Annotated in this window: 21 protein-coding genes; 17 read left to right on the forward strand and 4 right to left on the reverse strand. The window is 64.0% G+C overall.

The features are described from left to right. Positions 1-2 precede the first annotated feature (2 nt). A complete protein-coding gene (locus KRX51_RS01895; RefSeq protein ID WP_218361260.1) occupies positions 3-797 on the forward strand; it encodes an alpha/beta fold hydrolase in 795 nt (264 codons plus the stop codon). 85 nt (positions 798-882) lie between these two features. Here KRX51_RS01895 and KRX51_RS01900 read toward each other — a convergent pair whose 3' ends face one another. Beyond that, the gene (locus KRX51_RS01900) at positions 883-1,869 is read right to left on the reverse strand and encodes an ABC transporter substrate-binding protein (protein ID WP_218361261.1); all 987 of its coding nucleotides are present in this window, start codon (positions 1,867-1,869) and stop codon (positions 883-885) included. 279 nt (positions 1,870-2,148) lie between these two features. Between KRX51_RS01900 and secY the strand changes: the two genes are divergently transcribed. The 13 genes from secY to KRX51_RS01965 all read left to right on the forward strand — a co-directional run bounded on the left by secY (position 2,149) and on the right by KRX51_RS01965 (position 13,954). After that, positions 2,149-3,429, forward strand: a complete 1,281-nt coding sequence (gene secY, locus KRX51_RS01905; RefSeq protein ID WP_370625043.1) for a preprotein translocase subunit SecY — start codon at positions 2,149-2,151, stop codon at positions 3,427-3,429. Beyond that, positions 3,426-3,980 carry an adenylate kinase gene (locus KRX51_RS01910; protein ID WP_218361263.1) on the forward strand — a complete coding sequence of 185 codons (555 nt, stop codon included), beginning with the start codon at positions 3,426-3,428 and terminating at the stop codon, positions 3,978-3,980. Before secY ends, KRX51_RS01910 begins: the two co-directional genes overlap by 4 nt. Positions 3,981-4,090: 110 nt before the next feature. Continuing rightward, complete coding sequence (gene map / locus KRX51_RS01915; protein ID WP_218361264.1) at positions 4,091-4,900, forward strand: type I methionyl aminopeptidase; 810 nt, start codon at positions 4,091-4,093, stop codon at positions 4,898-4,900. Positions 4,901-5,043: 143 nt separating this feature from the next. Then, on the forward strand, positions 5,044-6,252 hold the full coding sequence (locus KRX51_RS01920) for a dicarboxylate/amino acid:cation symporter (protein ID WP_218361265.1): 1,209 nt from the start codon (positions 5,044-5,046) through the stop codon (positions 6,250-6,252). Positions 6,253-6,410: 158 nt separating this feature from the next. After that, positions 6,411-6,632: a translation initiation factor IF-1 gene (gene infA / locus KRX51_RS01925; RefSeq protein ID WP_016422077.1), complete on the forward strand. Its 222-nt coding sequence runs from the start codon at positions 6,411-6,413 to the stop codon at positions 6,630-6,632. 229 nt (positions 6,633-6,861) lie between these two features. Then, a complete protein-coding gene (gene rpsM, locus KRX51_RS01930) occupies positions 6,862-7,230 on the forward strand; it encodes a 30S ribosomal protein S13 (RefSeq protein WP_218361266.1) in 369 nt (122 codons plus the stop codon). A gap of 3 nt (positions 7,231-7,233) precedes the next feature. After that, positions 7,234-7,638 carry a 30S ribosomal protein S11 gene (rpsK, locus tag KRX51_RS01935; protein ID WP_218361267.1) on the forward strand — a complete coding sequence of 135 codons (405 nt, stop codon included), beginning with the start codon at positions 7,234-7,236 and terminating at the stop codon, positions 7,636-7,638. A 21-nt stretch (positions 7,639-7,659) separates the two neighbouring features. After that, positions 7,660-8,265, forward strand: coding sequence for a 30S ribosomal protein S4 (rpsD, locus tag KRX51_RS01940; protein ID WP_218361268.1), 606 nt, complete (start codon positions 7,660-7,662; stop codon positions 8,263-8,265). Positions 8,266-8,350: 85 nt separating this feature from the next. Further along, on the forward strand, positions 8,351-9,361 hold the full coding sequence (locus KRX51_RS01945; protein ID WP_218361269.1) for a DNA-directed RNA polymerase subunit alpha: 1,011 nt from the start codon (positions 8,351-8,353) through the stop codon (positions 9,359-9,361). Between the two features lie 51 nt (positions 9,362-9,412). Then, the gene (gene rplQ / locus KRX51_RS01950) at positions 9,413-9,946 is read left to right on the forward strand and encodes a 50S ribosomal protein L17 (protein WP_218361270.1); all 534 of its coding nucleotides are present in this window, start codon (positions 9,413-9,415) and stop codon (positions 9,944-9,946) included. Positions 9,947-10,061: 115 nt separating this feature from the next. Then, positions 10,062-10,907 (forward strand): tRNA pseudouridine(38-40) synthase TruA, encoded by an 846-nt coding sequence (truA, locus tag KRX51_RS01955; RefSeq protein ID WP_218362218.1) that lies wholly within the window; start codon positions 10,062-10,064, stop codon positions 10,905-10,907. Positions 10,908-11,003: 96 nt separating this feature from the next. Then, a complete protein-coding gene (locus KRX51_RS01960; RefSeq protein ID WP_218361271.1) occupies positions 11,004-13,319 on the forward strand; it encodes a DUF6541 family protein in 2,316 nt (771 codons plus the stop codon). 20 nt (positions 13,320-13,339) lie between these two features. Next, positions 13,340-13,954 carry a hypothetical protein gene (locus tag KRX51_RS01965; RefSeq protein ID WP_218361272.1) on the forward strand — a complete coding sequence of 205 codons (615 nt, stop codon included), beginning with the start codon at positions 13,340-13,342 and terminating at the stop codon, positions 13,952-13,954. Positions 13,955-13,988: 34 nt separating this feature from the next. Here the strand turns inward: KRX51_RS01965 and KRX51_RS01970 are convergent, their stop codons facing one another. Beyond that, a complete protein-coding gene (locus KRX51_RS01970; protein WP_218361273.1) occupies positions 13,989-15,035 on the reverse strand; it encodes a hypothetical protein in 1,047 nt (348 codons plus the stop codon). A gap of 115 nt (positions 15,036-15,150) precedes the next feature. On the opposite strand from KRX51_RS01970, the gene eccB reads away from it, so the two are divergent. After that, complete coding sequence (gene eccB / locus KRX51_RS01975) at positions 15,151-16,476, forward strand: type VII secretion protein EccB (protein ID WP_218361274.1); 1,326 nt, start codon at positions 15,151-15,153, stop codon at positions 16,474-16,476. Here the strand turns inward: eccB and mycP are convergent. Both mycP and eccD read right to left on the reverse strand, forming a co-directional pair. Continuing rightward, on the reverse strand, positions 16,466-17,668 hold the full coding sequence (mycP, locus tag KRX51_RS01980; protein WP_218361275.1) for a type VII secretion-associated serine protease mycosin: 1,203 nt from the start codon (positions 17,666-17,668) through the stop codon (positions 16,466-16,468). The two genes, eccB and mycP, sit on opposite strands and share 11 nt — an antisense overlap. Then, positions 17,665-19,032, reverse strand: coding sequence for a type VII secretion integral membrane protein EccD (gene eccD / locus KRX51_RS01985; RefSeq protein WP_218361276.1), 1,368 nt, complete (start codon positions 19,030-19,032; stop codon positions 17,665-17,667). Before eccD ends, mycP begins: the two co-directional genes overlap by 4 nt. Positions 19,033-19,179: 147 nt before the next feature. Here eccD and eccCa point away from each other — a divergent pair, with 147 nt between their 5' ends. Continuing rightward, entirely contained in the window at positions 19,180-23,010 is a 3,831-nt protein-coding gene (gene eccCa, locus KRX51_RS01990) for a type VII secretion protein EccCa (RefSeq protein WP_218361277.1), read from the forward strand. Then, on the forward strand, positions 23,007-24,227 hold the full coding sequence (locus tag KRX51_RS01995; protein ID WP_218361278.1) for a type VII secretion-associated protein: 1,221 nt from the start codon (positions 23,007-23,009) through the stop codon (positions 24,225-24,227). Before eccCa ends, KRX51_RS01995 begins: the two co-directional genes overlap by 4 nt. Positions 24,228-24,286 lie beyond the last annotated feature (59 nt).

Raw genomic sequence — 24,286 nt, forward strand, 5'->3', positions numbered from 1 at the left:
TTGTGTCCACACCTCGAGGGGATCTTCACGTCGCGGTGGGCGGCACTGGTCCGGCGGTGCTGATGTTAATGGGAGCCGGGGCACCTGGGAAGGTGTGGGAGGTCGATTACGCCTCTACCCTGCGGTCCTCTGGGTACACGACCTGGGTCCTCGACTGGCGCGGCACGGGCGCCAGTGCCGCCTGGAACCCGGGAGAATCCTGGACGTCGTGCGTGGAGGATGCGTTGTCCGTGCTGGACACGATGGGACAGGCTCCAGTTGCGATCGTCGGCACGTCGATGGGGGCTCGGGTCGCATTGCACTTGGCAGCCCGCCGACCTGAGGCGATCTCCATGCTCGTCCTGCTCGCACTTGGTGATCGGGTGACCCCCGCCGGAGAGCTGTACGCACGTGCGGTGCGTGGCTGTGTCGAAACGGTGATCGCCCCCGATGTATGGGCGGCAGTCCAAGCGTTGGCGTTGTCCCCAGCTACGTTGTCGAACCCGATACGGAGCCGGGATTTCATTGACATGCTCAGCATCTCGAATCCTCCACGAGGATCGACTGCCCATTTCGACATGGCAGAGGATGCATCAGACACGTGCGCGATGCTCGGGAAGATCGGCTGCCCCGTGTGGGTAATCGGTTACGTCGATGACATCATCGCCCCACCCGAGCGGGTGGCCTCTCTAGCCGCGCGGCTTCGCTCGGCCCACTACCACCAGATCGCGGACGCGGGACACCTCGGCTATTTGGAGCGTCGTGCTGAGACTTTGAAGGTGATTCTTCGCGCTTTGGGAGAGGACCATCCCGTATGAGAACTCGGAAATGAATGATCCCGCACCAAACGACGGTGGTGCGGGATCATTCACTTTCGGAGCCACAAGTGAAGTGGGAACCGGATCAGCCTTCGATTTCAGAGAGGAAGGTCTTCCAGAGATCGCCGATGGTCTCCTTGGTGGTGGTTTCCGTGCCCTTAGCGATTGCTTCCAGGTCGGTCGCAGTACCGAAGAAGGAGAATGGGGTCGAGACGAACCACAGCTCACCAAGCGTACGAATCTGCTCGCCGGTGAGTTCCTTGGCTGTGGGCAGTTCCAGCAGTGAATCCGGGGTATAGAAAGCTCCCTCGGGTAGCACGATCAAATCTGCATCCTGTTCCGGGATTAATTCCGGGGAAAGATCCACCCACGCGGTGTCGGCATCCTTTTGCTGAAACTCGGGGCGTTCGAAGCCGGCGTCCGCGATCAGCGTTGAACTGGGAGCATTCGGCGGCATGGTGAAGTTCATCGACCCGAAGGTGTTGCCGAGCAGGGAGAGCGTGCGGTCATCGGCGTCGCGGGACGCTGCCTCCAGGCGTTTTTCGATGGCTGTGATCTGCCGCTCGATGCGTCCCTCCTCGGTGCCCAGGAGCTCGCCATTCTTCTCGGTCAGCTCACGCCAGCTTCCCGTGATCGGGAGCACTACGGTGGGGGCAATATCGGAGAGCTTGTCGAATTCCATTCCGGTCGGACCCTCCGGGCCAGTGCCCAGCAACATGTCGGGCTCCAGAGACTCGACCTCCTCTAGAGGAGGTAGCTCCACGGCGCCGGCCTCCCGTAGTTCGACCCCGGCGGCCTCGAGAATGCCAGCGGTCCCCTCGTCCGACGATGAGGTGTAGACGATAGCGGGTTCTAGCCCGGCAGCGAGTGCGGCGATACCGGCGTTTTCGTCGAAGGCGACGAGCTTGGTAGGCGTTACCGGTACCGTGGCCTCACCTACCTCGTGGGTGACGGTGCGGGTTTCGTTCTCGGATGCGGCCCCGTCCGATCCGTCCTCGCCAGAGCATCCGGTAAGGATCAGGGCGGTGGCGGCCGTGACCGCAAGGGCCATGCGGGAAAGCGTTCTGGTCATGGAAAATTCCTCTGCGTAGCGGATGGTTGTGGAGAAGAAATCACTCTCCATATGTAGGTTACCGATACCTTCTATGATTTGGTAAGTGGGGGCTCATTCTGGGGTGGCTCTGACAATGCGCCCGTTGCCGGACTGTTACGGTGTACGCTGCTAGACTCGCATCGAATACGACCGACCTAACTGTTCCTGAACCCCGCCCCGGGTGGGGCTCCTAGGAGGATGCACGTGCCAACCGGCTTTCTGGCGGCATTGCGCGACCCCGATCTTCGCAAGAAGATCATGTTCACCTTGGGCATGATCATCCTGTACCGGATCGGCGCGCAAATCCCGACCCCTGGCGTTGACTACCAACTTGTGACAGCGAAGTTGGAGGCCGTCACGCAGGATCAGTCCAGCGTGTACAACCTGATCAACTTGTTCTCTGGTGGTGCGCTGTTGCAGATCGCCATTTTTGGCATCGGCATCATGCCCTACATCACCGCCTCCATTATTGTGCAGCTGCTCACTGTGGTGATCCCACACTTCGAACAGCTCAAGAAGGAGGGGCAGACCGGCCAGACGAAGATGACGCAGTACACGCGTTACCTCACCGTGGCGTTGGCTCTGCTGCAGTCCTCCGGCATTGTTGCTATGGCTGACCGCGGTGCGCTGCTTGGTGGTGGACAGTCCTTGCTGGTGGAAAACGCCGGCATCTGGGACATGTTTGTCATGGTCGTTGTCCTGACCAGTGGTGCCGTGCTGGTGATGTGGTTCGGTGAGCTCATCACTGACCGTGGCGTCGGCAATGGCATGTCGCTGATGATTTTCGCCGGTATCGCTGCGCAGATGCCAGCGACTGGTTTCAACGTCTACCAGCAGTCCGGTCCGCTCGTGTTCAGCCTTGTCATGCTGGCGGTGCTGGTGCTCATCGTGGGCGTCATCTTCATTGAGCAGGGTCAGCGCCGTATCCCGGTGCAGTACGCCAAGCGTATGGTGGGCCGCCGCCAGTACGGCGGCACCTCCACCTACCTGCCGTTGAAGGTCAACCAGGCCGGCGTTATCCCGGTGATTTTCGCTTCCTCGCTGATCTACGTTCCGGTGCTCATCACCCAGATCATTCAGTCCAGCCAGGACAACCCGAATCTCGATAACTGGTGGCAGCGCAATGTCATCGCTTATCTGCTCAACCCTTCGAGCTGGCAGTACATCCTGTTCTTCTTCCTGCTCATCGTGTTCTTCTCGTTCTTCTACGTCTCGGTGCAGTACGACCCGAACGAGCAGGCGGAAAATATGAAGAAGTACGGCGGCTTCATCCCCGGCTACCGTCCGGGACGTCCCACTGCGGAATACCTCGGATATGTCATTACGCGCTTGCTGACGGTTGGTTCGTTGTACCTTGGACTTATTGCCGTTGTTCCTAATATCGCCCTGGATCTGGGTGTTGGCGGCGCAACCGGCAGCTCTGGCGGCGGCATGTTTGGTGGTACCGCCCTGCTGATTCTTGTCAGCGTGGCCCTCACCACGGTCAAGCAGATCGAAAGCCAGATGATGCAACGTAACTACGAAGGGTTCCTCAAGTGACGCGTCTCGTACTCCTTGGTCCTCCCGGTGCCGGCAAAGGCACCCAGGCTGCCATCCTCTCCGACAAGCTCGGCGTGCCTCATATCTCCACTGGCGACCTGTTCCGCGCCAATATCGGCGAAGGCACCCCGCTTGGTCTTGAAGCTAAGTCGTATATCGATGCCGGCAATCTCGTGCCCGACGACGTGACCGTGCGCATGGTCGAATCGCGTATTCAGGAAGACGACGCCAAGAACGGCTTCCTGCTTGACGGTTTCCCGCGCAACACCTCACAGGGCGACGAGCTCGCCCGCATCCTCGGCGACCTCGACCAGAAGCTTGACGCAGTCGTTCAGTTCGACGTCAGCGAAGACGTCGTCGTTGAGCGCATGCTTGCCCGTGGCCGTGCCGACGACACCGAGGACGTCATCCGCAACCGCATGCACGTCTACGAGAAGGAAACAGCCCCGCTGCTGGACTACTACTCCGATAAGCTCATCACCATCACCGCCGAGGGCACCGTTGAAGAGATCAACGAGCGCACCATGGCAGAGCTGGACAAGCTCAATTAGGCGTTACACCACGCTTCTTTTGGCACGCCCCCGGACTTCGGTTCGGGGGCGTTGTGCACTGCCTTCAGGTTCTCTTTAAGTTTTCCAGAGCAGGGCGTAGACTCCGCGCAGTGTTCAATTTCCGTAGCAAGCGATCTGTAGTTCCTGCCCGCACCGCCGATGAGCTCGACGCCATGGCCGCAGCGGGCGCGGTCGTCGGCGAAGCCCTGAAGAAGGTGCGTGCCGCGGCCAAGCCCGGAGTGAACGCCACGGAACTCGACGCCATCGCCTACGACACCATTCGTGCCGCAGGGGCGACCCCTTCTTTCCTCGGCTACCACGGTTTTCCCGCTAGCGTGTGCTTCAGCGTCAATGATGTCGTTGTCCACGGCATCCCCACCGAGGACATTGTGTTGTCTGAAGGTGACCTGGTTTCCGTCGATTGTGGCGCCATCCTCGACGGCTGGCATGGGGACTCCGCCATTTCCTTTGGCGTCGGCGAGCTCGCCCCCGATGTGCATAAGCTCAATAACGCCACCGCAGAGGTGCTCGCCGCAGGTATCGCCGCGATGATCCCCGGCAACCGACTCACCGACATTAGCCACGCTCTTGAGGTAGCCACCCGCCAGGCAGAGCGCCGGCACGGCATCGAGCTTGGCATTGTCGACGGCTATGGCGGTCACGCGATCGGCCGCGAAATGCACATGGACCCCTTCCTGCCCAATGAGGGCGCTGCGAATAAGGGACCGCAGATTGTGGAAGGCTCCGTGTTGGCGATTGAGCCGATGCTCATCCTCGGTGGCGAGGTCGACACGAAGGTGCTTGACGACGATTGGACCGTGGTGTCTGTCGATGGGCAGCCTGCGGCGCACTGGGAGCACACCGTTGCTGCTACCGAGCATGGTCCGCAGATTCTTACCGACCGCAATGAGCAGGCCTAGTCAGTCGACCACGATTCATAGGCCTGCTGAATTATTTGTGGGTTAACTACCACTGAATAAGGTTCGTGCCTTAGGTTAATAGGGACATGTTGTTTCGATGTCGCGAGCATCGCAACGCCACCTGCTCCATGAATGGACCTGCCATGAACCTCAAGCGCCTTTTTTCGTCGCTGCTGCCGCGCATCATCCTCGCCATCGTGCTGGGTATTGTGTGCAGTTTCTTCTTCCCAGACTGGCTAGCGCGAGTATTTGTGACCTTCACTGGTCTCTTCGGCGGCTTCTTGAGCTTCTTTGTGCCGGTGTTGATTTTCGCTCTCATCACCCCGGCCATCGCAAGCCTCGGCCAAGGTGCCGGTAAGTGGCTCGGCGCCACCGTCGGCATCGCCTACGGTTCGACCATCGTCTCTGGTGGTCTTGCCTTCCTCGTCGCCTCGTTGGCATACCCCTCGCTACTGCAGTCGGAGAAGGTCGGCGAGGCCGTCGATATCAGTGAAGGCGCCCTCGAGCCGTTCTTCGAGGTGGAGATGAACCCGCCGTTCGACGTGATGTCCGGGCTGTTGCTGGCCTTCACCGTGGGCCTGGCGATGGCCGCTATTGGCACCCCGACGCTGCGGGCCGGTGCCGACGAACTGCGCTCGGTCATTATGCGCGTCATTGAGAAATTCATCATCCCGCTGCTGCCGGTCTACATTTTCGGCATCTTCCTGGCGATGGGCATGAACGGCAACCTCAAGCTCACCCTGTCGATGTTCCTCAAGGTGCTGCTGCTGGCCACCATCATGACCGTCGTCATCCTGCTCATGCAGTACCTCATCGCTGGTGCAATCGCGAAGAAGAACCCGTTCACCGCGCTGAAGAATATGCTGCCCGCATACTTCACCGCCCTGGGCACTTCCTCGTCGGCCGCGACAATCCCGGTCACCCTGCGCAGCGTGCGCAATAACGGGGTTACTGAATCTGTGGCCGGCTTCGTGGTGCCGTTGTGTGCCACCGTGCACCTGTCGGGTTCGATGATGAAGATCGGCCTATTCGCTTTCGCCGTGATGTACATGACCACCGGTGGGGCAACATTCGGGCAGGCAGCCGGCTTTGTGCTGCTGCTGGGCATCATGATGGTCGCCGCCCCCGGCGTGCCCGGCGGCGCGATTATGGCAGCTGTTGGTTTGCTGCAGACCCAGCTTGGTTTCGACGAAGGCCAGGTGGCGCTGATGATCGCGGCCTATATCGCCATCGACTCCTTCGGTACTGCCTGCAACGTCACTGGTGACGGCGCCATCGCTATGGTGATTAACCGCTTCGCCAAGGGCGATATCAATAATGAGAAGTCGCCGGACATCATGGCGAAGGCCTAAGAGCTCAACCACACTGAAGCGGCGCGGGTACATCCCGCGCCGTTTTGGGTTGTTGCAGGTTGCGTGTAGTATTAGCCGTTGGCGCGGGACACCTGTCTGCAGCGCCAGTAGCAAGACATCACCCATCCGGCTAGAGCAGCCGGGGAAACGTGGAGGATATGGCTAAGAAGGAAGGCGCAATCGAGGTTGAGGGCCGCGTCGTCGAGCCCCTACCCAACGCAATGTTCCGTGTGGAGTTGGACAACGGGCACAAGGTGCTCGCCCATATCAGCGGCAAAATGCGTCAGCACTACATCCGCATCCTCCCCGAAGACCGGGTCGTCGTGGAGCTTTCTCCCTACGACCTGGAACGTGGGCGAATCGTCTACCGCTACAAGTAAATAAGACATCACCTCCTCTGACCTGGCGCGGAGGACCTTCGTCGGGCACCGCCTTATGCGGCGGTCGCCCGGCAATCTGATCGGGTCCTTCGTGTGAGCTCACCTTCGGCAACGGTGGCCGAAGCCTCGCCAATGGATCAGTTCGGCCCGGCACCCGACCGGGCGCAGACAGATCCGGCGTGGAAGGTAGGGGAGGACACCACCGCACCAACCGGAAGGAAACTGCCGTATGGCACGCCTTGCTGGAGTTGACCTGCCGCGCAATAAGCGCATGGAGGTCGCTCTCACTTACATCTACGGAATTGGCCCCGCCCGTTCCGCTGAGCTGCTGGAGAAGACCGGAATCTCCCCGGATCTCCGCACCGACGAACTGTCCGATGAGCAGGTCTCCGCTCTTCGTGACGTGATTGAAGGTTCCTGGAAGGTCGAAGGCGATCTGCGCCGCGAAGTCCAGGCCGATATCCGTCGCAAGATTGAGATTGGTTGCTACCAGGGTCTGCGTCACCGCCGTGGTCTTCCCGTGCGTGGTCAACGCACCAAGACCAATGCGCGTACGCGTAAGGGCCCGAAGAAGACGATCGCCGGAAAGAAGAAGTAAACCATGGCAGCTCAGAAGCCGACTCGCAGCCGCCGTACTGGCCGCCGCGTCGCAAAGAAGAACGTGGCCCAGGGCCACGCCTACATCAAGTCCACCTTTAACAACACCATCGTGTCCATCACGGACCCGAAGGGTGCCGTTATTTCTTGGGCATCCTCCGGTCACGTCGGGTTCAAGGGCTCTCGTAAGTCCACCCCGTTCGCAGCCCAGATGGCCGCCGAGAACGCTGCGCGTAAGGCGCAGGAGCACGGCATGAAGAAGGTTGACGTATTCGTTAAGGGCCCGGGTTCGGGCCGCGAGACCGCCATCCGTTCCCTCCAGGCCGCCGGCCTCGAGGTCAGCTCGATCTCCGACGTGACTCCGCAGCCGCACAACGGCTGCCGTCCGCCGAAGCGTCGTCGCGTCTAAGAGGAAGGCTAGGAGAGAAAAATGGCCCGTTACACCGGTCCCGTAACCCGAAAGTCCCGTCGACTGCGCGTCGACCTTGTCGGTGGCGACATGAACTTCGAGCGTCGCCCCTACCCCCCGGGGCAGGCAGGTCGCGCTCGCATCAAGGAATCTGAGTACCTGCTTCAGCTGCAGGAGAAGCAGAAGGCTCGCTTCACCTACGGCATCATGGAGAAGCAGTTCCGCCGCTACTACGCCGAGGCTAACCGCCGCGACGGCAAGACCGGCGACAACCTCATGATTCTGCTGGAGTCCCGCCTCGACAACGTTGTCTACCGCGCTGGTCTGGCACGTACCCGTCGTCAGGCCCGCCAGCTGGTCTCGCACGGTCACTTCATCGTCAACGGCAAGAAGGTCACCGTGCCCTCTTACCAGGTCAAGCAGTACGACATCATCGACGTTCGTGAGAAGTCGAAGAAGATGATCTGGTTCGAAGAGGCTCAGGAAAACCTGACCGACGCTGTTGTGCCGGCATGGCTGCAGGTCGTTCCGGAAAACCTGCGCATCCTCGTGCACCAGCTGCCCGAGCGCGCTCAGATCGACGTGCCGCTGCAGGAGCAGCTCATCGTCGAGTTCTACTCGAAGTAGACAACCCGAGCCCACCTTTTCGGGCTCGTCCCCATTCGTTCCCTATGGCGTCATATAGCGGTCGCCACCTGGAGGATTATCCCGAATGCTCATTACCGAGCGCCCCACGCTGACCGAGGATTACATCGACTCCTCGCGCTCGCGCTTCACCATCGAGCCGCTGGAGCCGGGTTTCGGCTACACCCTCGGCAACTCGCTGCGTCGCACCCTGCTGTCGTCCATCCCGGGCGCAGCCGTGACCAGCTTGCGTATCGACGGCGTGCTGCACGAGTTCACCACCATCACCGGTGTGAAGGAAGACGTCTCCGATATCGTCCTGAACATCAAGGGCCTGGTGCTGAGCACTGATTTCGACGAGCCGGCCACCATCTACCTGCGCCGCGAAGGTGCAGGCGAGGTGACCGCCGCCGATATCGAGTGCCCGGCCGGTGTGGAGATCCACAACCCGGATCACCACATCGCCAGCCTCAACGAACAGGGCCGTCTCGAGATTGAGATGGTCGTCGAGCCCGGTCGTGGCTACGTGCCCGCCCAGGCTGTTGACGGTGATGAGATCGGCCGTATCCCGGTCGACCAGATTTACTCCCCGGTGCTCAAGGTCAGCTACAAGGTCGAGGCCACCCGTGTGCGTCAGCGCACCGACTTCGACAAGCTGATCATCGACGTTGAGACCAAGAACTCGATCACCGCCCGCGACGCCCTGGCGTCGGCAGGCAAGACCCTGGTCGAGCTGTTTGGTCTGGCGCGTGAGCTCAATGAGCAGTCCGAAGGCCTCGAGCTCGGCCCCTCGCCGACGGAGCAGGAGGACGTTGCTGCGTTCTCCACCCCGATCGAGGACCTGGAATTCTCCATGCGCTCCTACAACTGCCTCAAGCGTGAGCAGATCGACACCGTCGGCCAGCTGGCCGCACGCACTGAGTCCGACCTGCTCGATATCCGTAACTTCGGCGAGAAGTCGATCACCGAAATCAAGGAGAAGCTGGCAGAACTGGGCCTGTCCCTGAAGGATTCCCCGGACTCCTTCGACCCCAATGCCACTGAAGACTTCGGTGGCGTCGAATGGTCCGGCGGGAACGAAGAGGGCTACACCGAGTAGCCCGGGCCGCCCCGAGTAGACCCGCGACTTCAGAATCAACGAGGAGAAATAATGCCTAAGCCCAAGAAGGGCGCCCGTCTCGGCGGCTCCGCTTCCCACCAGCGGAAGATCTTGGCCAACCTGGCCAAGCAGCTGTTCGAGCACGGCCAGATCAAGACCACCGACACCAAGGCCAAGCTGCTGCGCCCCTACGCAGAGAAGCTGATCACCAAGGCCAAGCGAGGCACCCTCGCCGACCGCCGCAACGCCGCGAAGCTGCTTAATGACAACTTCGCCGTCCAGCAGCTGTTCGACGAGATCGGCCCCAAGTTCGCCAACCGCGACGGTGGCTACACCCGCATCATCAAGCTGGGTAACCGCAAGGGCGACAACGCCCCCATCTCGATGATCGCCCTGGTCACCGAGGACACCGTCTCCACCGAAGCCACCCGCGCCACCCGCGCTGCTGCTTCCCGCCAGGCCGAAGAGGCCGCCGCGGAGCAGGAAGCCGAGGAGGAAGCCCCCGAGGTCGAGGCCGACGAGGCCACCGACGCCGAGGCCACCGCTGAGGCTGAGCAGGCTGACGCCGAGGAGGAGCAGAAGTAATTCTGCCCCCACCCTCGCACTAGCCCGCTGGTGCAATGCTGAAAAGGCCCCGCACACTCTCATCACTGTGAGTGTGCGGGGCCTTTTCCTGCGCCCGGTATTGTTAACCGGCGTGATGCGCCTCCGCCTAGACCTCGCCTATGACGGCACCGACTTTCATGGTTGGGCCGCCCAACCCACCCAGGGCCTGCGCACCGTACAGGCCACCGTCGAAGAAGCCCTGTCCATGGTGTTGCGCGATGAGGCCCGTCTGACAGTGGCGGGGCGTACCGACGCCGGCGTGCACGCCACCGGCCAGGTCGCCCACCTCGATATTGCCGAAGAAGCCCTCGACCAGCGCTCCATTGCCGGGGACCCCACCAGGTTGGTGCGGCGGTTATCCCGATTGCTTCCCGACGATATTTCCGTGCGCAGCGTCACCGAAGCCCCGGACGGGTTCGATGCCCGTTTTTCGGCGCTGCGGCGCCGCTACCGCTACCGGGTCACCACCGCCGAAGCTGGACCGCTGCCCACCCGGGCCCGAGATACCGCCCACCACCGCCGAGCAGTCGATGTCGACCTGCTGCAGTCATCAGCTGAGGCACTGATTGGGCTCAATGATTTCGCAGCGTTTTGCCGGCCCCGCCCGCACTCGACGACGGTGCGTGACCTGCAAGTATTTAGCTGGGCAGATGTCTCCACCGATGAAGAACCAGCGACTTATGAGGCCACCGTCGTCGCCGACGCTTTTTGCTGGAATATGGTGCGCTCTATGGTGGGCGCGTGTTTGGCCACAGCCGAAGGCAAGCGCGCCGCTTCCTTCACCGCTGAGATGCTGGGGGAGACCCAACGGTCCCCGATGGTTCCGGTGGCCCCGGCTCATGGGCTCACTCTGACCGGTGTGGATTATCCGGCGGATGCGGACCTGGCGGCACGCGCTGAGCAGACACGGGGTTTGCGGGAAATACCCACGGGGGATTAACCCGCAAGGTAGCTATATCGGGGCTACGATCGTGGGCATTACGATGTCCTAATCGCATTTGTTGTCCCGCACTATCCCCAGGGAGGCTTTCCGCCTATGAGCGCCACCGCCGCGGTTTTACTCCTTGTTCTGTTTGTGCCTGGCCTTATTCTCGCCCGCATTGCCGGGATGGGGTGGGACTGGTCCATCGCAGCGGCCCCAGCCATGTCCATCGGCTTGGTCGGCACTGCGGCCTGGGTGCTCGGTTTCGGTTTGCCGTTTACCCCCACCACGGTGCTGCTGTGTTTTGTGTTGCTGGCCATCGTGCTGGCCGCCGCCCGGTTCCTAGCCCGGCGCTTATCCCGTCGGAAAGCAGACGTTGTCGCTTCGGCTGACACGCTTGCCGACGCTGATGTCGCCGAGCTGCAACAACAGCAACGCCGCCAGCAGTGGCAGTCCTGGGCGATTGCGGCGGCCGGTGTGACCGGTGCCGCGCTAGCGCTGTTCGTGCCGGCCTGGCGCAGGCTTGCGGCCATTGGCGGGCCGGAGTCAGTACCGCAGCAATGGGATGTGCTCTGGCATGCCTCCGTGCTGCGTTTCCTCGATAACACCGAGGTGGTCTCGCCGACGCGGATGGGGGAGCTCAACGATATTGAGAACGGGTTCGCGCTGTTCTACCCGACGGGTTGGCATGCCCTGGTGGGCCTGGCCGCCCAGATAAGTGGCGCCAACCCCGTCGAGGCGGTCAATACCGGCGGGTTGTTATTGCCGGCGGTGCTGACGCCGCTTGCTGCCGGGTGCCTCGCGTGGCGGATCTGCGACCGGCCTGGCCTGCTGCGTGGTGTGGCCGCAGCTATTGCCGCCGTGGCCACGGTGGCCGCCCCAACGCTGTACCCCATTGGTATTGGGGTGGGGGCGTGGCCGTACCAGGTTGCGGTGGCCCTGGCGGTCATTGTTTTCACGCTTGTGGTCAGTGTGCCCCGGCACCCCTCCCGACTATTGGCCACCGCTGGTGCACTACTCGGCGCAACTGTGGTGCACCCCTCTGCGCTGCCGCTGGTGGCGATGCTGTCCGGTATTTACTGGCTATTCGCCATGCTGTGGTCCCCGGCCCGCCCAGAGCTTGGGGCAGTGCGGGCTCGCCTGCGCGATATGGCGCTGTTGGCCGCGCCGTTCCTCTTCGTTGCGGTTTTCGTCATCCCGCAGTGGTATGTGCTGTTCACCGCTAAACAGAGTGAGGAAATTCAGGGCGTTGACGCCACTGTTGCGGTAAGTCGTACCGAATCGTGGCGGCAGGCGGTGCTCATGCTCACCCGGCATGCCCTGGAACTCAACCCGGTGTGGCCGCTGCTGCTCATCGGCGGGGTGGGGCTGATTATCGCCGCGGTGTGGTGGCGTTCGGTATGGGCGCCGCTGGCCTGGTTGGTGTGTGTCATCACAGTGGTGCATGGCCTGGTGCCGTTCAGCGGTATTGGGGGCACGATTATTTCCGCGTACACCGGTTTGCACTATGCCACTCCGCACCGCCTCGTCATGCCTGAGGCATTGCTCTACGCCGCTGGTTGTGGCGTGGCCGTCGCCGCCATTATGGGGCTGGTCGTGTGCTACGTCGGCAAGCACCGCACGGGGGTGGGGGCAAGTGTTCTCGCGGTGTTGACCCTCATCGTCGGCAGCGCCGGTATTTGGTGGTCCCTGGAGCGCACCACTGTGGCCAGAGACTTCAGTATCAGTGCCCAATACGACGGCCGGGTTGTGGGGGAAGCTGACCTGCGGGCCTTCGACTGGTTGGCGAAGCAGCCTGAAGCTACCGAGCACACCATCTTCATCAATCCCAATGAGGGATCTGGGTGGATGTACCCGCGCAATAACCTCAATAGTGCGTTCCGGCATAACCTGTGGCCCCCGGTGGATCGGAAAAAATCTGACCTCACCTTGCTGTTCTGGCATGCCGACAAGATCGGTGCCGGGGTGCCGGGGGACCCCTGGGCGCTGAATAAACTTGATGAGGCCGTCGAACACCTCGATGTGGCGTTCTACTACATCTCCCCACCGAATTACTGGGAGGACACTGACTACATCTGGCCAATGCTGGATGGTGTGTGGTGGGCGCCGGGAACCACCCCGGTGTATAAGGACGGGCCGGTGGGCATTGTTGCCGTCAACCGGATGGTGGGACGTGAGGCCATTGTGCGGATGCGGGCCGAATCCCCCGAACCGATGCCGGCCCTGCCCACCCGCGAAGAGGCGTCAGTGGCTGAGCCCGGTGCCCCTGATGCCGCCATGTCGTACGTGTTCATGCCTGGTGAGCCCCCGAAAAATAACCCGCCGGTGCCGGGGTTGCGTAAGGAATTGCCGCCACCGGCAGCGCCGCGCCCGCCGATCTATGCGGTGGATGAAGACAGCCCCGCGGCGTTGAAAAAGGACCGGAATTAGGCGTAGTAGAGTCATTGGGCATGCGCATTAGTTTCGTCGTCGCCGTAGCGGCCCTGACCGCTCTTTCCGGCTGCTCCGGTGACCAAGAGCCCAATGAACCGACGTCGAATGACCAGTCTCTGCCGCCGTCGACCACCACGACGGTGACGACGAAGACCGAGACCGAAACATCGTCGACCACGGCCGAACCGGCCGGCCCGAGCGTTGTCGACGAGGCTGATTTCACCCCGCCGGATGGCCCGAATGCACGTCTTTTCGTGCTTGCCGACGGCTACACCTCCTGCTTCTACAACCAGCTCGGTGCGGAGAATTACTTAAGCTGCCGGAGCAATTTCACTAACCCGCCGAACGTGGTTGGCCCCGACGGGGACGAAGTCCCGGCTAATGCCATTTCCTTTACCCCGGACGGCATTTACTACCAGTCCTTGGTCTTCCCGGATACCGGGTACCAGCCGAAGACCCTCAATGCCGGCGAGACCCTGGAGTCCTTCGGGTTCTCCTGCACCGCCAATGGTGCCGCCTCGGTGGCCTGCACCGGCCCGCAGGGCACCGCGTCGATTGATAATGGCACGGTCACTGGCGCTGAGGTACCGCCGCCGGAAGCGGGCGCGCAGCCGTCCGAAGCGGAAGAATAGTCCGCACCTGGGCTTTGTGCCCCGGCCCTCGTTCTTAGGGCCGGGGTTTATTCATTGCAGCACCGGCACCAGCCATCGACTGCGAATCCGTTGGTTGCACAGGCCGAATCCGGGTGCGCTGTGCACCATCAGCGATGACCCACGTGTGCGTACCAAGACTGATCTGGGTACCACGCCTGCGTGGCGAACCAGGCGGCACAAGGGCAACCACCGCCGACCCGGTATCGGCGGGTTGTCGCACCATCGCTGGGTGCGGTCCTGGCAGCGTGCCGACGCTGGGGGCACCGCCGTGGTCGACGAGGACAACGTCGGCACGCACTTCTGTATCAGCACCGATGAGATGAACGCCGAGTTCAAGCAATGCGGCGAACTGGCGGGGCCGGTGGGTGCGCACCGCCACTGTCGCCCCGGTGACCACACAATGCCCGATCAAACCCACTAACTGTTCGGGGTTGCCGGCAATGCTGAGCTGCTCAGATGTCGGCAGGCAGACCGTTACGGCCGAACCATCAGTGCGCACCCCAATGATCTGGTCCACCACCGCAGTAATCGCGCAATCGCCACCACAAACCCACACCAAGGGCCTGCGCTGATGATGCCCCGACCGGCGCCTGGCCAACTGGGCCAGCGGCGGCAGCTGCACAGCGGCTGCGCATTCGGGATGGCTCAGCGCCCTGCTGGCCACACCGAGACAGCCCAGGCGGTGGCGCAGAAAACCCGTGGCAGTACTCCGATTGGTTTCGGTGTTGGTGTCGAGTCGGACCACCACACTGGCCCACGTACCCACCCCCAGCCCCAAGCGGGTGGCGATAGTGCGATACAGGTAGGCGAACTCGCCGGGGATATCGGCGTACTGCTGGTGCACCGAGATGGCACTAATCCGCACTGGGCAGTCCGCCGCCAGGGCCTCCAGATCGGCGCGAGTCAGCGTGCAATCCGTATCCGGCAGTAGACGCAGGCCCAGGTGTGGTTGCTGGTCATCGGTGTGCCAGCGCTGCCGCAGGCTCACCCCGCGCACTGGAATATGCGCCGCCGCGAGTGCTGCGAGTGTTGCACCAATAATTGCCCATGCAGGATCCACCAGATATCCCCCCGTGTTGGTTTTCCACGATGCCCAAGCCCCCGCCTGGCATCTGCCGCGCAGGCTAGCAGCCTTGCGTTTAGGCTGCCCGGTAATAACGGTGAAGGGGGACACCATGCCACGGACACCAACAACACCAGCCCAAGTCAGTGGGCACCGGTTTTTGGTCCGCCAAGTCGAACACGCCTTGATGCGCGCCGATGCGCGAATGCTGCATGACCCACTACGCACCCGGGTGCGGGCACTGGCCACCGGCGCCGTATTGGCAGTACTGGTGGTGGCGGGCGCTGCGGTGTTGGGGTTGGTGCGCCCCGCGGCAACTGCAGCCGCCGATAAGGATATTGTGCTGGTCCGCGATAGTGGCGCGGTGTACGTGCGCCTCGATGGCACGATGCACCCCGCGGCGAACCTGGCGTCGGCACGGTTGGCGTTGGGCCGGGCGGTGGTGCCTGCCCGGGTAGGGCAGGAGGCGCTGCGCGGTGCGCCGATGGGGCCCCGGATTGGGATTGCTGGTGCTCCCGACGTTGCCGCCGAACAACCAACCCCGACTCCACCAGCGGCCGGGGTGTGTGAAGAGGTAGCTGCCGACGCGAACTCGGCGCACAGTGCGCACCGGGTGCAGCGCAGTATTGTGCGCCTGGGCTCGTTGCCGCCGCAACGGCTCGATATTGGCGATAGCGCGGCGGTACTGGGTTTTGACGGTGACTGGCATTGGCTTATTACTGCCGGCACCCGGGCCCGGATCGACCCTGCCGACCCGGTACTGGCCAGGGCACTGCAGCTCGGCCAAGCCCCGGTGCGCCCGATCGGCGCAGACCTGCTGCGGGCCATCCCGGAGCGCGCCGCGGTGGCAGTGCCGGGTATCCCGGATCTGGGTAAACCCACAGGACTGCCGGCCCCGTATGACCGGATTGGTCGGGTGGTGCACGTCGGGGATCGTGACGTGGTGGCGTTGCCTGAAGGAGCAGTTGATGTGCCACCCGTGGTGGCCCGGGCCCTGGCCGCAGTTGCCGGTAGTGCGGAAGCGCCAGAGACTAGCCTGTCGACCATCCCGGTGGCGAAACCTCTCGGTATTGGTTCGCTGCCTGCGAAAACACCCCAGTGGGTGGCTGGTGAGGGGTGGTTATGTGCTGATACTGGGGCCACGACCGTGCGCCTGAGCACCACCGCGCCACGAGAATCCGCAATTGTGGCAACCCCCAGTGCTGACGGCGCGCGCCCTGGTCTGGATGGGTATATCGGCCCGCGCAGCACCATCGCGGCGCGAACCAACGATGGGGTGCACCTGATTAGCGCTACTGGTATCCGCCACCGCGTACACACCAGTCGTAGTGCTGCCGCCCTGGGGTACCCGGAGGCCACAACGTTGCCCTGGTCAGTGCTGGTAGCCCTGCGTGAAGGACCAGAACTTACTCGCGCCGCCGCCCTGGCTACTGACTAGCCGCTTCAGTCTCGGGTGCGTGCCGACGCCATCCGCTGGCCACCAGCACACCGATCACGAGCGCGGCGACACCAACCATCGCGACCACCGTGATTCGCCGCACCGGGCCACGATCCGGTGCGGCAGTAGGGGCGGGTGTGGGCACCGGGCTAGCGGAGAATGTGGCGCTGCGTTGCGGCCAGCTCACCGCGGCGACCGGGTCGACCACGCCCACACCGACGTTTTCTGCACCAGCGATCGGCGAGGCGCTGTCCATCAGTGCCTTGCGCACCTGTGTGGCGCCCAGGTGTGGGTACCGAGACAGCACTAAAGCCGCGGTCCCGGACACCACCGGCGCTGCGAAACTCGTGCCCATAATCGGCTGCTCAGATTGGCCCTGGACCAGGGTATCCACCACCCCATCGCCACGTGGGTCAAGCCCCACCACCGGCCCGCCAGGGGCGGCCAAGTCCACCCAGCTGCCGCGCAGCGCCCACGGCTCAGCCGCAGTCTCAGCTGCCTCCGCTGTCGCCACCGCAGTCACCGCAATAACGCCGTCCACGACGGCGGGCCAGGCCACTGCGTCTTCGGTGCACTCTGCCCCGGCATTGCCTGCCGCAGCTACTAAAACCACGCCGGCGGCAACAGCATCCGCGGCGGCCCGACCAACCGCATCGGCGCCGTCGGGGCGCACACCGGCTTGGGCGCAGGCGGTCACCGACATGTTGATCACCCGTGCACCGGCGGCAACTGCCTGGTCAATGGCGGCAGCCAGGGTGTGCAGGTTGCCGGATTCACCGTCGGTTTGCCGGATCGCCAAAATCTCAGCACCTGGGGCGACCCCGGCAATAGCGTCCCCACCTGGTCGGGCAGCGATCCGGCCAGCAACCACAGTGCCGTGTGCTGCGCAATCAGCAAAAGCGCTGCCGCCGCTGATGAGGTCACCACCATCAATGACCTGCCCCAGGCGTGGGTGCGGGGCCACCCCGGTGTCAATAACAGCAACAGTCACGCCGGAGCCGTCGGCAAGCGGCCACGCGCTGCGCCACCCCAACCGCAGCGCAGCAGGATCATCGGCCTCGGCGGCCGCCGGTGTGCTCAGGGCGGTGTCCGGGCATTGGTGCCCCTGGGCCCAAGCCCCAGGGGCAGGCACGAACAGTGCGTGTACCGCACACAGACAGCCGACGGCGGCAATGCGGTGCGCGTGCGTCATTGGGTGACCGCCTGCACCGCCGTGACCACACCAGACACCACCGCCGCCAGGGCCGGCACCACGGCAATAGCCACCGCCTCAGTGAACTCCACCACCCGGCGTGCAGTGGGGGTTATTCGGCCCACCGGCACGGCCACCAGCGCCGTGGCCGCGACCACCGGAAGCACCAAGGCCGCAGCCCATATGGCCGACCCGTCATTCCACAACGCCCAGCCCACCAACAGGGGTAAAGCCGCAGCTGCCGACGCGGTCGCCGCCGAGGGCACCACATGGGCGTGGCCGCGAGACTGGATGAGCAACACCACCCCAACAGCGGCGATGAGGCCATACCCCCACCCGGTTGGCCCAGCAATCACCAGGCAGCCGACCGCGCCCACCGTGGCCGCGCTGATCCCGAGGACCGCACCGTCGAGCAGTGCTTCGGCTTTCGCTGCGGCTGTGTGCGGAGGCGCTGTGGGCGCATCATCGACAAATGGTTCACCAGCGGCAGGGACTGCAGGGACACGCACCCCGGCTGCGGCCACACTGAGAGCTGGGGCAGCGATGAGAGCAACCACGGCCACAGTCAACGCCGTGGCCGCAGCGGTGCGCAGATCATCGGTGAGCCCCAGCACACCGGCGCCAACGCACAGCACGGCAGCAACCCCAATGGGCGCGGCCACACTAGCGCGCACCACCCTAGCTATCGCCCCATCAGCACCAATACCAGCAATGCTGATAAGCACTGCTGCCACAGCGAAACCGATCAGCCCACCAGCAGCAACCGGCCACACCAACTCCCGGGTACCGGCCACTGCCACCCCGGCAACCGCGGCAGCAGCAATGACCTGAGTACACAGCGCCAGCGCCGTGGCCGGGCTAGCCTGCCGGGCCACACAAATGCGCACCCCGGCCGCGCATACCAGCGCAATCAGCATGGCCAGGCCACTAGCTGCCAGGGGATACTGGGGCGATACTGACAGCACTGCGGCCAGTGCCGGTAATAAAGCCACCACCGCAATGACCCGGGCCACTGGTGCGTCAGCGGCACCTATGCCCGGGGCCGCATCGGCGAGGGCGTCGGCAACATCGGTGACCAGGGGAGCAGGTACTGCCACCGGGTCGTCGACGATAATGAGTCGGTCCCCGTCGCGCACACCAGCTGCTGTGAGACTGCGTTCGGGATCGGCGATGCTGCCGTCGGGAAGCCGCAGCCGCCACCGCGCGCCCGCAGGCCGGTCAGCGCCACCCACCCCGACTACGTCCAGCAGCTCTGGGACCACATCAGCCACCGCACTATCGGTGGGTACCACCGCATCGGCGCGGCGGGTATGCCCTGGCTTGATACATACGTCAATACGGACGCGCACAGCGTGTTCCAGCATGGTGAAAAATCCCCCGAAGATCCCCCGTTATCAATGGTCTGCGGTACAGACCTGCCTCCCCCGGTGCCTGCCTTATGGCGCGCACACCCCACCATGCTGACTTATGCTGTCTGCGACGTCCACCGGGGCATATATGGGGGGTACACCGTGGCGGTCAGTCAGCAGCAACACGCGCGACTCGGCGAAGGGGAGCGGGGCGCCGACTCCGGCGCGGCCGAATTACGCCGACCAGCACCACTGAGCCCACAACCACCACCGCTTGTCGATGGGGAGATCCGGCCTGAGCCGCCACCGGAGGCACCAGAGCCGCAACGCACCCCGTTGGTGCGGATTCTGCTGCCCATCGTGATGCTCGTCGGTGTGGGCGGCATGGTTGCGGTGATGGTGGTCTCCGGGGCGGCGCGCAACCCCATGACCTTCCTGTTTCCCGTGCTCATGGTGGTATCCACCGTCGGCATGCTCGCAGGTGGAGCGCAGCGCGGCACTGACTTATCGGCGATCCGGCGCGACTACCAGCGGCATCTGGTGTCCGTGCGGCGCGCAATTGTGCAGGCCGTCAACGCGCAGCGCACCCATATGGCACATGTCCACCCAGACCCGGGGGACTTGTGGAGTCTTACTGGCACCCAGCGGCTGTGGGAACGCAGGGCCGGCGATGATCGCTTCGGCCAGGTGCGTGTCGGTCGCGGTGTGATGTCCCCGGCCACCCCGGTTGTCGCCCCGGATATTGCTGCCCCGGACACACTCGACCCGGTTGGCGCGGTGGCGCTGCGCCGCATCATCCGGTCCTCACGTTCAGTGCCGGACCTGCCGATTGCTGTTGCTCTGCCGGACTTTCCGGTCATCGCTTTCGCCGGCGCCCCGGCCGATACCCGGGAGGTGGCCAATGCTGTCATCGCGCACCTGCTCACCTTCCACCACCCCGATGATTGTGCGGTGAGTACCTGGGGTGGTTCTGAACACTGGCAGTGGCTGAAATGGGCGCCGCACTACCACCCGTTGCGGCCGACCAAGGCTGGTGTGGAACTCGTGCGCAAAGGTGCCGCGCCGCAGCTCACGGTGGTTATTGTCGATGGCGATGCCGACGCCGACGCCCTGCTGAGCGCTACCTTGAACCGCCCCGGGTGGGTGATAATCCACACCAGCGCCAGCGGCGGTGCACTCTGGGATGCCGCCATCGACCGGGGCCTGGCAATCACGCTTGCCGACGGCCGCATCATCGTCGCCACCGCAACCGGCGATGAAGATATCGCCGCCGCCGATACCCTCGGGCCAGCCAGCGCGGAAGCTCTCGCTCGCAGGCTATGCGGCCGGCACACCACGACCGATACCGATGAAGGCCCCAGGCGCGAACCCGTACTTGCCGAACTGGGCCTCGACCCACCGCCGCCGCAGATCGATGCGCCCGCACGCCTTGGCCGCGACCGGCTGCGCATCCCCATTGGTGTCACACCCGAGGGTTCAGTGGTGCACCTGGACATGAAGGAAGCGGCCGAAGGCGGCGTCGGGCCGCACGGGCTGTGTATCGGAGCTACCGGCAGCGGCAAGTCCGAGATCCTGCGCACCGTTGTTATTGCTCTGGCCAGCACACATCCGCCCGAACAACTCAATTTTGTGCTCGTCGATTTCAAAGGCGGCGCCACCTTCCTTGGCGTTGAACACCTGCCGCATGTCAGCGCGCTGATAACAAACCTGGCCGATGAACTCGACCTGGTAGACCGCATGCACGACGCCATTACCGGTGAGATGACCCGGCGCCAAGAAGTGCTCCGCGCCGCCGGTGGCTTTGCAGGTGTGGCTGAATACGAGGCAGCCCGACGCGCCGGGCGCACCGATCTTGAGCCACTACCCGCCCTGGTCATTGTGGTCGATGAGTTCTCCGAACTTTTGGGCCACCGCCCAGAGTTTGCCGAACTTTTCGTCGCCGTTGGCCGACTGGGCCGTTCGCTGCATATGCACTTATTGTTGGCCTCACAGCGCCTGGAGGAGGGGCGGCTGCGTGGTCTTGACTCGCACCTGTCGTACCGCATTGGTTTGAAAACTTTCTCCGCAGCGGAATCCCGCACCGTCTTAGGCGTGCCGGATGCGCACACGCTGCCCAGCCAACCAGGTGCGGGCTTCCTCAAAACCGATGCCGATAACCCAGTGCGGTTCCGGGCCGCCTATGTCTCCGGCCCGCCGCCGGTGGGGGTGCGGCCACGCGGCGGTGGCGATGCCGACGGCACAGTCGGGGTGGTGCCCTTCGTGCTGCCTACCGCTGATACGCCGGACACCACGCCCGCACCGCCCGCGCCGGTCGCGCCCGGCAACGCAGCAAAGGACGACACCACCACCCTCAGTGCCGCAGTGGCCGCCATGCAGCACTACCAGGACCGTGCCCACCAGGTGTGGCTGCCGCCGCTGCCGGACTCGGTCAGTCTCGACGAACTGCCCGCGGACCCGAATGAGGCGCCGCTGACCGCCACTATCGGCATGATCGACAACCCACTGCAGCAGCGCCAAGATCCCCGGATTGTGGACCTGCGCGGTGCCGGTGGCCACGTTGCCGTCGTCGGTGCGCCCCGCAGCGGCAAAACCACCACCTTGCGCACACTCATGCTCGCAATGGCCAGAACGACCAGCGCTGATGCCCTTGAGATGCACATCGTTGACTACGGTGCGGGCGGGCTGGCGGACCTGCAGGCCCTGCCGCATGTCAGTTCTGTTGCCCACCGCGGTGATACCGACCGCATCACCCGCACCATCGCCGCCATCGATGCCCGCATCGCCCAGCGGGAGAGCCACAATAGGCAGAACGGGTGGCATAGCGCTGCAGCTGCCCGCGCCGCCGGGGTCAGTGACATTGTGCTGGTCATCGATAATTTCCCGGCACTGCGCACGGACCACCAGGACCTGGCTGACCGGGTGCAGCGGATCATTGCCGACGGGTTGGCGGTCGGCATCCATATTGCGGTGTCCGCGCACAGGTGGACAGAGCTGCGCCCAGCAATCCGCGACCTGCTGGGAACCCGGCTTGAGCTGCGCCAGGCCGAGGCGATCGACTCCATCTACGACCGCAAGCGGGCCCGCGCGGTGCCGCAGTCGCCGGGCCGGGGCTTGGCCGAGGGTGGTTTGGCGATGCTCGTCGCCGAGACCACCCCGTCGGATAGCCAACAGACCGCGCAGGCCTGCCGCGACCGCGGTGACCAGGATGTCGAACAGCTGCGGATGTTGCCTGAGTATGTGGGTCTCGTGGAGGTGCGTGGGCATGCCGACGTGGCCGACGTGGCCGAGACGACGGCAGTGGTACCCATCGGCTTGGATGAGGCGGCCCTGGCCCCGGTGTTCTTCCGCCCCGATTCGGACCGACACCTTATTATTGTCGGCTCCGCCGGGTCTGGCCGCACCAGCACTCTGCGTACGGTGATTGCTGGCCTGCTCGAGGCCACACCATCGGTGAAGTGCGTGGTTGTCGATTATCGCCGCGGCCTGCTGGAGACCGTGCCCGCCGACCGCCTGGCCGGGTACGCCGGCTCAGCTGCCGTGGCCGAGCCGATGATCGCTGAGCTCGCCCAGGTGCTGCGGGATCGGTTGCCTGGCCCGGATATCACCCCAGCCCAGTTGGCGGCCCGGGACTGGTGGGACGGCCCCGAGATCGCCGTGGTGGTGGATGACTATGACCTGGTCAGTGGTTTTGGCCGCAACCCGCTCGCCCCACTAGCGGAGTGCATTGCCCACGCTGCCGATATTGGGCTGCACCTCATCATTGCCCGCCGGATTGGTGGCGCGGTGCGTGCGCTGCATGACCAGGTGCTCGGCGGGGTGCGCAACCAGGGTGCTGTGGCGCTGGTGCTGGACGGCACCCGGGAGGATGGCCCGATCTTCGGTGTGAACCCAGATGCCCGCCCGCCGGGCCGGGGGCGGTGGGTCGCCCATGGCCGCCCGCCGGTGGTGGTTCAGGTCGCTACTGATGAGCCTGCCGCGGAGGAGAAATCATGACCGGCACCGCACCCGGTGTGCTGCATTATTGGGGGCCACACACCAGCGACCCGGATGGGGACGACGAGGCCATCGCCCGTGCGCTGCGCAGCTGTGGTGCTGTGCGGGTGGTCATCACCCCGTCGTATTGGGGCCGACACCGCACCGAGCTGCTGCAGGCTGCATTACATGAGCACATCGACGCTGACGAGGTGCCGTGTGTGCCCCTGGCCGAGGCGCTGAGCAGGCTGGAAGCACCTATCGCGAAGCGCAGCGTGCTCGCCGAGGTGGAGCCGCACCGCATCTGTATCACTGAGCTCGACTACGACGGTGGGACCAACCAGTCCACACTGCTGCACCACACCGGCCGGCCCGCCGATATTATTCGGCAGTTCGTCGACGATGCCGACGCGGAGTACATCATCGCTGGTCCGCCCCAGGTGGTCGACGAGCTGCGCAGGCGGAATCTGCTGGTCTATGCCGTGCCCACAGATGTGCTTGCCGACGCTGTGGGCTGTGTCAACGAGATTGCCACCATCGCTGAAGAGGATCTGGAAGATGATCTGCAACCGGCCGATCCGGATGAACATATTGACCAACTGCGCCGGCGCGCTGAAAACGCCGGCAAGCACCAAACAGAGCGGGGCGACACAACTATCGCGGTGGCGGCTACTGTCGGCGCAGTCGTGGTTGTGGCAGCTATTGGGGTGTGGGCGGTGCTGTCGGGAGTACCCGATAGAGCCATCGATGCTGCTGTGGCCGAAGCCGCACCGGAGCCCACAACGTCGGCAAGCACATTCACCACCCAAAAACCCACTCCAGTGCCGCCACGCACCGTGGAATTGCGTGGGGCCGGGGCAGTGATCACCATGCCGAAGGGCTGGGATGTTGTTCCCGGGGCGATCGACGCAATGCTGGTAGTCCACGACGGCGGGGATATGCGCATTGCTGTCTCAGTCGCCGATATTGAGCCTGATGTGGACCTCGATGTGCTGCGCAGTGAGCTTTCACGACGCGCCGATAGTGACCCGGAGGTCTCGGCGGTACGGGCAGCGACAGTAACCGGGATGCCGATGGTGCTCTACGACCAACGGCCCGGCGATGACACCGTGGTGCTGTGGCATAACCACATCTCCGATGGGGTGCAGGTCAGCGTGGGTTGCCAGGTGCGCGGGGCAGTGCGCCCGGAACAACGCACCGTCTGCGCCGAGGCGGCACGCTCAGCACGCCGGGGGTAGCCCAGGGGTAGTGGCGGGAAAAAGACGGAACCGTTGACCCCACTCGTGGCGTCAAAGAA

It is taken from the genome of Corynebacterium sp. TAE3-ERU12, from assembly GCF_019209905.1.
In the GTDB taxonomy this organism is placed as follows: Bacteria; Actinomycetota; Actinomycetes; order Mycobacteriales; family Mycobacteriaceae; genus Corynebacterium.